The sequence below is a fragment of the Pseudomonas sp. PGPPP1 genome, assembly GCF_002255865.1.
GTDB lineage: Bacteria > Pseudomonadota > Gammaproteobacteria > Pseudomonadales > Pseudomonadaceae > Aquipseudomonas > Aquipseudomonas cremoris.
Map to the genome: position 1 here is coordinate 1 of NZ_NKIG01000061.1, position 8,933 is coordinate 8,933.

Here is an 8,933-nt window from a genome sequence, read left to right on the forward strand (position 1 = left end):
GCGGGTATCGGTGAGACGCTGGAAGGCGGCCGCCTGGGCTCGAAAATCATCATCGCCATTTCCGTGGTGCTGATCGTTCTGGCAGGAGTTTGGATATGGTAACCAGCGTTACGAACCTTTCGCGTTCGGGCCTCTATGACTGGATGGCACAGCGTGTGTCTGCGGTCGTTCTCGCGGCTTATTTCATTTTCCTGATCGGATACCTCGTCGCAAATCCAGGCATTAGCTATGAGCAATGGCACGGCCTGTTTTCCCACAATGCGATGCGAATCTTCAGTCTGCTGGCCCTTGTAGCCCTGGGCGCACACGCCTGGGTTGGCATGTGGACCATCGCGACCGACTACCTGACGCCGATGGCGCTGGGCAAGTCCGCGACTGCAGTACGTTTTCTCTTCCAGGCAGTCTGCGGCGTCGCGATGTTCGCTTACTTCGTCTGGGGTGTGCAGATTCTTTGGGGTATCTGATTCATGGCTAACATTCCAACTATTTCATTCGACGCCATCATTATTGGTGGCGGCGGTGCTGGCATGCGCGCTGCGCTGCAGCTGGCCCAGGGCGGTCACAAGACTGCCGTGATCACCAAGGTGTTCCCGACCCGTTCCCACACCGTATCGGCCCAGGGTGGCATCACCTGCGCCATCGCCTCCGCCGACCCGAACGATGACTGGCGCTGGCATATGTACGATACCGTCAAGGGTTCCGACTATATCGGTGACCAGGACGCTATCGAGTACATGTGTCAGGAAGGCCCGGCTGCAGTGTTCGAGCTGGACCACATGGGTCTGCCGTTCTCCCGTACCGAACAAGGCCGTATCTACCAGCGTCCGTTCGGCGGTCAGTCCAAGGACTACGGTAAAGGCGGGCAGGCTGCCCGTACTTGCGCAGCCTCCGACCGTACCGGTCACGCGCTGCTGCACACCCTTTATCAGGGCAACCTGAAAGCCGGTACCACGTTCCTGAACGAGTACTACGCTGTCGATCTGGTGAAGAACGCACAAGGCGAGTTCGTCGGTGTGATCGCCATCTGCATCGAAACCGGTGAAACCACCTACATCCGCGCCAAGGCTACTGTTCTGGCGACTGGCGGTGCAGGCCGTATCTACGCGTCGACCACCAACGCCCTGATCAACACCGGTGACGGCGTCGGCATGGCATTGCGTGCTGGCGTACCGGTACAAGACATCGAAATGTGGCAGTTCCACCCGACTGGCATCGCCGGTGCTGGTGTACTGGTTACCGAAGGTTGCCGTGGTGAAGGTGGTTACCTGATCAACAAGCACGGCGAGCGTTTCATGGAGCGTTATGCTCCGAACGCGAAAGACCTGGCAGGTCGTGACGTTGTTGCTCGTTCGATGGTTAAGGAAATCATCGCCGGCAACGGCTGCGGCCCGAATGGCGACCACGTACTGCTGAAGCTCGATCACCTGGGCGAAGAAGTACTGCACAGCCGCCTGCCTGGTATCTGCGAGCTGTCCAAGACCTTTGCCCACGTTGACCCGGTGGTTGCTCCGGTTCCGGTTGTTCCGACTTGCCACTATATGATGGGCGGCGTGCCGACCAACATTCATGGTCAGGCGATCACCCAGAACGCCGAAGGCGAAGACGAAATCATCCACGGTCTGTTCGCTGTAGGCGAAGTGGCTTGCGTATCGGTACACGGTGCCAACCGTCTGGGCGGCAACTCGCTGCTCGACCTGGTGGTATTCGGCCGTGCTGCTGGCCTGCACCTGGAAAAAGCGTTGACCGACGGCATCGAATACGATGACGCCACCGACGCCAACATCGAAGCTGCCCTGGCGCGCCTGAACGCTCTGAACGAGCGCACTGATGGCGAAGACGTGGCTACCCTGCGTCGCGAGCTGCAAAGCTGCATGCAGAACTACTTCGGTGTATTCCGTACCGGCGAATACATGCAGAAGGGTATTGCCCAGCTGGCTGACCTGCGCAAGCGCATCGCCAACGTCAAGATCAACGATAAGAGCCAGGCGTTCAACACCGCTCGTATCGAAGCCCTTGAGCTGCAAAACCTGCTGGAAGTTGCCGAAGCGACCGCAATCGCTGCCGAGGTTCGTAAAGAATCCCGTGGTGCCCACGCCCGTGAAGACTTTGAAGATCGCGACGACGAAAACTGGTTGTGCCACACCCTGTACTTCCCGGGTGACAAGCGCGTAACCAAGCGTGCCGTGAACTTCTCGCCGAAGACGGTTCCGACGTTTGAACCGAAGATTCGGACTTACTAAGGGTGGCTGCCATGTTGAAAGTCAGTGTTTATCGCTACAACCCTGATCAGGACGCTGCGCCGTTCATGCAGGAATTCCAGGTCGATACCGGTGGTAAAGACCTGATGGTGCTGGATGTATTGGCACTGATCAAAGAGCAGGACGAAGGTTTCTCGTATCGTCGCTCTTGCCGTGAAGGTGTGTGCGGTTCCGACGGCATGAACATCAACGGCAAAAACGGCCTGGCGTGCATCACGCCGCTGTCCGCCGTGGTTAAAGGCAACAAGCTGATCGTTCGTCCACTGCCAGGTTTGCCGGTTATCCGTGACCTGGTCGTCGATATGAGCATCTTCTACAAGCAATACGAGAAAGTTAAGCCGTTCCTGCAGAACGACACGCCGGCTCCGGCCATCGAGCGTCTGCAGTCTCCGGAAGAGCGTGAGAAGCTTGACGGTCTGTACGAGTGCATCCTGTGCGCTTGCTGCTCGACCTCTTGCCCATCCTTCTGGTGGAACCCGGACAAGTTCCTGGGTCCAGCTGCCCTGCTGCAAGCGTACCGCTTCCTGGCAGACAGCCGTGACACCAAGACATCCGAGCGTCTGGCTTCGCTGGATGACCCGTTCAGCGTATTCCGCTGCCGCGGGATCATGAACTGCGTCAACGTTTGTCCCAAAGGCCTGAACCCGACTAAGGCCATTGGTCACATCCGTAACATGCTGCTGCAGAGCGGCGTGTAACTGACGTTGTAGTAAAGGCAGGACCGTTGTGCCCGTAAATGCTACGGCGCAGGCTTCAACCGGCGCCGTAGTTTTAACTTGAGCAGCGACTTACAAAGCCGCAGCTCTTATTTTGAAGAAATGAGACAAGCAGGGGCATTCGGGTTGGTACCCGAACTATCAGCGTGATCCTAAGTGGCTTGTTTTGGTCGCTGCACTTGGCCTTTTGCAAGCAAACTCGGTGTTTTCGCCGGTGGTGTCCCCAAATCGAGGGTGACCAAGCATGCAAGAAAGCGTGATGCAGCGCATGTGGAACAGCGGCTATCTTTCAGGTGGTAACGCTGCCTATGTGGAAGAGCTTTATGAGCTCTACCTGCACGACCCTAACGCTGTGCCAGAAGAATGGCGCACCAAATTTCAGACGTTGTCTTCAGACGGCAACGCTGCCACCGATGTATCGCACGCAACAATTCGCGATCAGTTCGTGCTGCTGGCAAAGAACCAGCGCCGCGCCCAACCGGTTTCCGCCGGTAGCGTGAGCAGTGAGCACGAGAAGAAGCAAGTTGAAGTACTGCGACTGATCCAGGCCTATCGGATGCGCGGCCACCAGGCGGCCCAGCTTGACCCGCTGGGGCTCTGGAAGCGTCCTGCACCTGCTGACCTGTCGATCAATCATTACGGCTTGACCAATGCCGACCTTGATACGACCTTCCGTGCCGGCGACCTGTTCATCGGCAAAGAGGAAGCGAGCCTACGCGAAATTCACGAAGCGTTGCAGCAGACATATTGCCGCACCATTGGCGCTGAGTTCACGCACATCACCGATTCCGAGCAACGCCACTGGTTCCAGCATCGCCTGGAAGGCGTGCGTGGCCGTCCGGTTCTGTCCGCAGACGTACGCAGCCACCTGCTTGAGCGCGTGACCGCTGCCGAAGGCCTGGAAAAATACCTGGGTACCAAATACCCGGGCACCAAGCGTTTCGGCCTGGAAGGCGGCGAAAGCCTGATTCCGATGCTCGACGAGCTGATCCAGCGTTCCGGTTCCTATGGCACCAAGGAAATCGTGATCGGCATGGCTCACCGTGGTCGCCTGAACGTGTTGGTCAACACCTTCGGCAAGAACCCGCGTGAACTGTTCGACGAGTTCGAAGGCAAGAAGAAAGTTGAACTGGGTTCGGGTGACGTTAAATATCACCAGGGCTTCTCGTCCAACGTAATGACCACCGGCGGTGAAGTTCACCTGGCCATGGCCTTCAACCCATCCCACCTGGAAATCGTTTCTCCAGTGGTCGAGGGTTCGGTCCGTGCTCGCCAGGATCGTCGTAACGACACTACCGGTGAAAAGGTCCTGCCGATTTCCATCCACGGTGACGCGGCATTCGCCGGTCAAGGCGTGGTCCTGGAAACGTTCCAGATGTCGCAGACTCGCGGCTTCAAGACCGGCGGTACCGTTCACATCGTCATCAACAACCAGGTTGGCTTCACCATCAGCAACCCGCTGGATGCGCGCTCCACCGAGTACGCCACCGACGTTGCGAAGATGATCCAGGCGCCGATCCTCCATGTGAATGGCGATGATCCGGAAGCCGTACTGTTCGTGACCCAGCTCGCGATCGACTACCGCATGCAGTTCAAGCGTGATGTGGTCATCGATCTGGTTTGCTACCGCCGTCGCGGTCACAACGAAGCGGACGAGCCTAGCGGCACCCAACCGTTGATGTACCAGCAGATCACCAAGCAGCGCACTACCCGTGAGCTGTACGCTGAAAGCCTGACCAAGGCCGGTGTGGTTGACGACGCGCGTGTTCAGGCGAAGATCGATGAATACCGCAACGCGCTGGACAATGGTCTGCACGTAGTGAAAAGCCTGGTCAAAGAGCCGAACAAAGAGCTGTTCGTTGACTGGCGTCCGTACCTGGGTCACACCTGGACTGCGCGTCACGACACCTCGTTCGATCTGAAGACCCTGCAGGAACTGTCCGCCAAGCTGCTGGAAATTCCAGAGGGCTTCGTGGTTCAGCGCCAGGTTGCGAAGATCTACGAAGACCGTCAGAAGATGCAAGCCGGCGGCCTGCCGATCAACTGGGGTTACGCCGAAACCATGGCGTACGCGACCCTGGCGTTCGAAGGTCACCCGATCCGCATGACCGGCCAGGACATCGGCCGTGGTACGTTCTCGCACCGTCATGCTGTGCTGCACAACCAGAAAGACGCGGGCACCTACATCCCGTTGCAGAACCTGTACGAAGGCCAGCCACGTTTCGACCTGTACGATTCGTTCCTGTCCGAAGAAGCCGTACTCGCGTTCGAATACGGCTACTCGACCACCACGCCAAACGCGCTGGTGATCTGGGAAGCCCAGTTCGGCGACTTCGCCAACGGTGCCCAGGTGGTTATCGACCAGTTCATCACCAGCGGCGAGCACAAGTGGGGCCGTCTGTGCGGTCTGACCATGTTGCTGCCACACGGTTATGAAGGTCAGGGTCCGGAGCACTCCTCGGCCCGTCTGGAGCGTTACCTGCAGCTGTGCGCCGAGCACAACATCCAGGTGTGCGTACCGACTACCCCGGCCCAGATCTACCACTTGCTGCGTCGTCAGGTGATCCGCCCGCTGCGCAAGCCGCTGGTAGTGTTGACTCCGAAATCGCTGCTGCGTCACAAATTGGCCATCTCGACCCTGGAAGATCTGGCGGATGGTTCGTTCCAGACCGTGATCCCGGAAATCGACACGCTGGATGCGGCCAAAGTGACTCGTCTGGTCCTGTGCAGTGGCAAGGTCTACTACGACTTGCTGGAAAAACGCCGTGCCGAAGGCCGCGAAGACATCGCCATCGTGCGTATCGAGCAGCTTTACCCGTTCCCGGAAGACGACCTGATGGAGGCCATCGCGCCTTACACCAACCTCACCAATGTGGTGTGGTGCCAGGAAGAGCCGATGAACCAGGGCGCGTGGTACAGCAGCCAGCATCACTTGCGTCGTAGCATCGGCAACCACAAGCAAGGCTTGGGCCTGGAGTACGCCGGTCGTGATGCTTCTGCTGCACCTGCATGTGGTTATGCGTCGATGCACGCCGAGCAGCAGGAAAAACTGCTGCAAGATGCTTTCACTGTTTAACGCCTTCGCGCTGACTGAAACCGAATTTTAAGGACACACAGATAATGGCTATCGAAATCAAAGCCCCGTCATTCCCGGAATCGGTTGCCGATGGCACCGTTGCCACCTGGCACAAGAAACCAGGTGAGGCCGTCAAGCGTGACGACCTGATCGTCGACATCGAGACCGACAAAGTCGTTCTGGAAGTGTTGGCCGAAGCTGACGGCGTGCTGGGCGCAATCGTTGCCGAAGAAGGCGCTACCGTTCTGTCGAACCAGGTTCTGGGCTCGATCGAAGAGGGCAGCGCTGCTGCCGCCGCTCCTGCTGCCGCCGCACCGGCTGCTTCGGCTCCTACCGCCGCCCCGGCTGCTGGCGCTGAAGACCCGATCGCTGCTCCAGCTGCTCGTCAGTTGGCTGAAGAGAACGGTATCAACCTGGCTTCCGTCAAAGGCACCGGCAAAGACGGTCGCATCACCAAGGAAGACGTGGTTGCTGCTGTTGAAGCCAAGAAAACCGCTCCAGCCGCTGCACCTGCCAAGGCTGCTGCCCCGGCTGCCGCTGCTCCTGTGTTCGCCGCCGGCGACCGCACCGAGAAGCGCGTTCCAATGACCCGTGTGCGTGCAACCGTGGCCAAGCGTCTGGTTGAAGCACAGTCGAACATGGCGATGCTGACCACTTTCAACGAAGTCGACATGACTGAAGTCATGGCGCTGCGTTCGAAGTACAAGGACCTGTTCGAGAAGTCCCACAACGGCGTACGTTTGGGCTTCATGTCGTTCTTCGTGAAAGCGGCCACCGAAGCACTGAAACGCTTCCCGGCAGTCAACGCTTCCATCGACGGCGGCGACATCGTTTACCACGGCTACGCTGATGTCGGCGTTGCTGTCTCCAGCGACCGTGGCCTGGTAGTACCGGTTCTGCGTAACGCCGAGCTGATGAGCCTGGCTGAAATCGAAGGCGGCATCGCTGGCTTCGGCAAGAAAGCCCGTGACGGCAAGCTGACCATCGACGAGATGACCGGCGGTACCTTCACCATCACCAACGGTGGTACCTTCGGTTCGATGATGTCGACCCCGATCGTCAACCCGCCGCAAGCTGCGATCCTGGGCATGCACAACATCATCCAGCGTCCGATGGCCATCAACGGCCAAGTCGTTATCCGCCCGATGATGTACCTGGCACTGTCTTACGATCACCGCCTGATCGATGGTAAAGAAGCCGTGACTTTCCTGGTGACCATCAAGAACCTGCTGGAAGACCCGGCTCGTCTGCTGCTGGATATCTGATTGAAGCAGCTGCAAGTTGCGAGCTACAAGCTGTAAGAAAAAGCAGCTTGGCTTGCGGCTTGCGGCTAAAAGCTTGTCGCAAATAGAGGATCTATTTTCATGACACAGAAATTTGACGTCGTAGTGATTGGTGCAGGTCCTGGCGGCTATGTTGCCGCTATCAAGGCCGCACAACTGGGCCTCTCGACTGCTTGCATCGAAAAATACACCGACAAGGAAGGCAAACTGGCGCTGGGCGGTACTTGCCTGAACGTTGGTTGCATTCCTTCCAAGGCGCTGCTGGACAGCTCCTGGAAATTCCACGAAGCCCAAGACGGCTTCGCGATCCACGGTATCAACCATGCTGGCGTGACCATGGACGTGCCAGCAATGGTCGGCCGTAAAGCCAACATCGTTAAAGGCCTGACTTCCGGCGTTGCCACCTTGTTCAAGGCCAACGGCGTAACTTCCCTGCAAGGCCACGGCAAGCTGCTGGCCGGCAAGAAGATCGAAATCACCAAGCCAGACGGTTCGGTTGAAGTCATCGAAGCCGAAAACGTGATCCTGGCTCCAGGTTCGCGCCCAATCGACATTCCACCTGCTCCAGTCGACAACAACGTCATCGTTGATTCGACCGGCGCCCTGGAATTCCAAGCTGTGCCAAAGCGTCTGGGCGTGATCGGCGCTGGCGTGATCGGCCTGGAACTGGGTTCGGTATGGTCCCGCCTGGGTGCCGAAGTGACCGTGCTGGAAGCCCTGGACACGTTCCTGCTGGCTGCCGACACCGCTGTTTCCAAAGAAGCACTGAAAACCCTGACCAAACAAGGTCTGGACATCAAGCTGGGCGCTCGCGTGACCGGTTCGAAAGTTAACGGTGAAGAAGTAGTTGTTAACTACACCGACAAAGATGGCGAAAAAACCATCACTTTCGACAAGCTGATCGTAGCTGTTGGTCGCCGTCCAGTGACCACCGACCTGCTGGCCTCTGACAGCGGCGTGACCCTCGACGAGCGCGGCTACGTGCACGTTGATGATCACTGCGCTACCACCGTGCCTGGCGTCTACGCCATCGGTGACGTGGTTCGCGGCATGATGCTGGCGCACAAGGCTTCCGAAGAAGGCATCATGGTTGTCGAGCGCATCAAGGGCCACAAAACCCAGATGAACTACGACCTGATCCCATCGGTTATCTACACCCACCCGGAAATTGCATGGGTCGGCAAGAACGAACAGCAGTTGAAAGCTGAAGGCGTTGAAGTTAACGTCGGCACCTTCCCGTTTGCCGCTTCTGGCCGTGCCATGGCAGCCAACGACACCGGTGGTTTTGTCAAAGTCATCGCTGATGCCAAGACTGACCGCGTATTGGGCGTCCACGTGATTGGCCCAAGCGCTGCAGAACTGGTTCAGCAAGGCGCAATCGGTATGGAATTCGGCACCAGTGCCGAGGACCTGGGCATGATGGTCTTCTCCCATCCGACCCTGTCCGAAGCGTTGCACGAAGCTGCGTTGGCAGTGAATGGCGGCGCCATCCACATCGCCAACCGCAAGAAGCGCTAAGCGAGATAATAAGAAACCACGGCGGAGTTGCCCGTCGTGAGCCTTGCGCGCAAGACTCACCGCGGAATATCCGCTGGACGCA

At 58.2% G+C, this 8,933-nt stretch carries 6 protein-coding genes and 1 pseudogene; all 7 read left to right on the plus strand.

What is annotated here, in order from left to right:
- A pseudogene (locus tag CFE47_RS30670) lies at positions 1-102 on the plus strand (succinate dehydrogenase, cytochrome b556 subunit); the annotation flags it as partial.
- Positions 96-464: a succinate dehydrogenase, hydrophobic membrane anchor protein gene (gene sdhD, locus CFE47_RS30675; RefSeq protein ID WP_016974690.1), complete on the plus strand. Its 369-nt coding sequence runs from the start codon at positions 96-98 to the stop codon at positions 462-464. The pseudogene CFE47_RS30670 and the gene sdhD, both read left to right, overlap by 7 nt.
- Positions 465-467: 3 nt before the next feature.
- A complete protein-coding gene (gene sdhA / locus CFE47_RS30680; protein WP_010211741.1) occupies positions 468-2,240 on the plus strand; it encodes a succinate dehydrogenase flavoprotein subunit in 1,773 nt (590 codons plus the stop codon).
- An 11-nt stretch (positions 2,241-2,251) separates the two neighbouring features.
- Positions 2,252-2,956, plus strand: a complete 705-nt coding sequence (locus CFE47_RS30685) for a succinate dehydrogenase iron-sulfur subunit (protein ID WP_003172807.1) — start codon at positions 2,252-2,254, stop codon at positions 2,954-2,956.
- Between the two features lie 262 nt (positions 2,957-3,218).
- A complete protein-coding gene (locus CFE47_RS30690; RefSeq protein WP_185708876.1) occupies positions 3,219-6,050 on the plus strand; it encodes a 2-oxoglutarate dehydrogenase E1 component in 2,832 nt (943 codons plus the stop codon).
- A gap of 44 nt (positions 6,051-6,094) precedes the next feature.
- Entirely contained in the window at positions 6,095-7,315 is a 1,221-nt protein-coding gene (gene odhB, locus CFE47_RS30695; protein ID WP_286842882.1) for a 2-oxoglutarate dehydrogenase complex dihydrolipoyllysine-residue succinyltransferase, read from the plus strand.
- 99 nt (positions 7,316-7,414) lie between these two features.
- The gene (lpdA, locus tag CFE47_RS30700) at positions 7,415-8,851 is read left to right on the plus strand and encodes a dihydrolipoyl dehydrogenase (RefSeq protein ID WP_286842885.1); all 1,437 of its coding nucleotides are present in this window, start codon (positions 7,415-7,417) and stop codon (positions 8,849-8,851) included.
- The last annotated feature ends 82 nt before the right edge of the window (positions 8,852-8,933 follow it).

Bases quoted from the DNA above. Each gene is read 5' to 3' on its own strand.
- sdhD (WP_016974690.1), top strand. From the start codon at position 96: ATGGTAACCAGCGTTACGAACCTTTCGCGTTCGGGCCTCTATGACTGG.
- sdhA (WP_010211741.1), top strand. From the start codon at position 468: ATGGCTAACATTCCAACTATTTCATTCGACGCCATCATTATTGGTGGC.
- CFE47_RS30685 (WP_003172807.1), top strand. From the start codon at position 2,252: ATGTTGAAAGTCAGTGTTTATCGCTACAACCCTGATCAGGACGCTGCG.
- CFE47_RS30690 (WP_185708876.1), top strand. From the start codon at position 3,219: ATGCAAGAAAGCGTGATGCAGCGCATGTGGAACAGCGGCTATCTTTCA.
- odhB (WP_286842882.1), top strand. From the start codon at position 6,095: ATGGCTATCGAAATCAAAGCCCCGTCATTCCCGGAATCGGTTGCCGAT.
- lpdA (WP_286842885.1), top strand. From the start codon at position 7,415: ATGACACAGAAATTTGACGTCGTAGTGATTGGTGCAGGTCCTGGCGGC.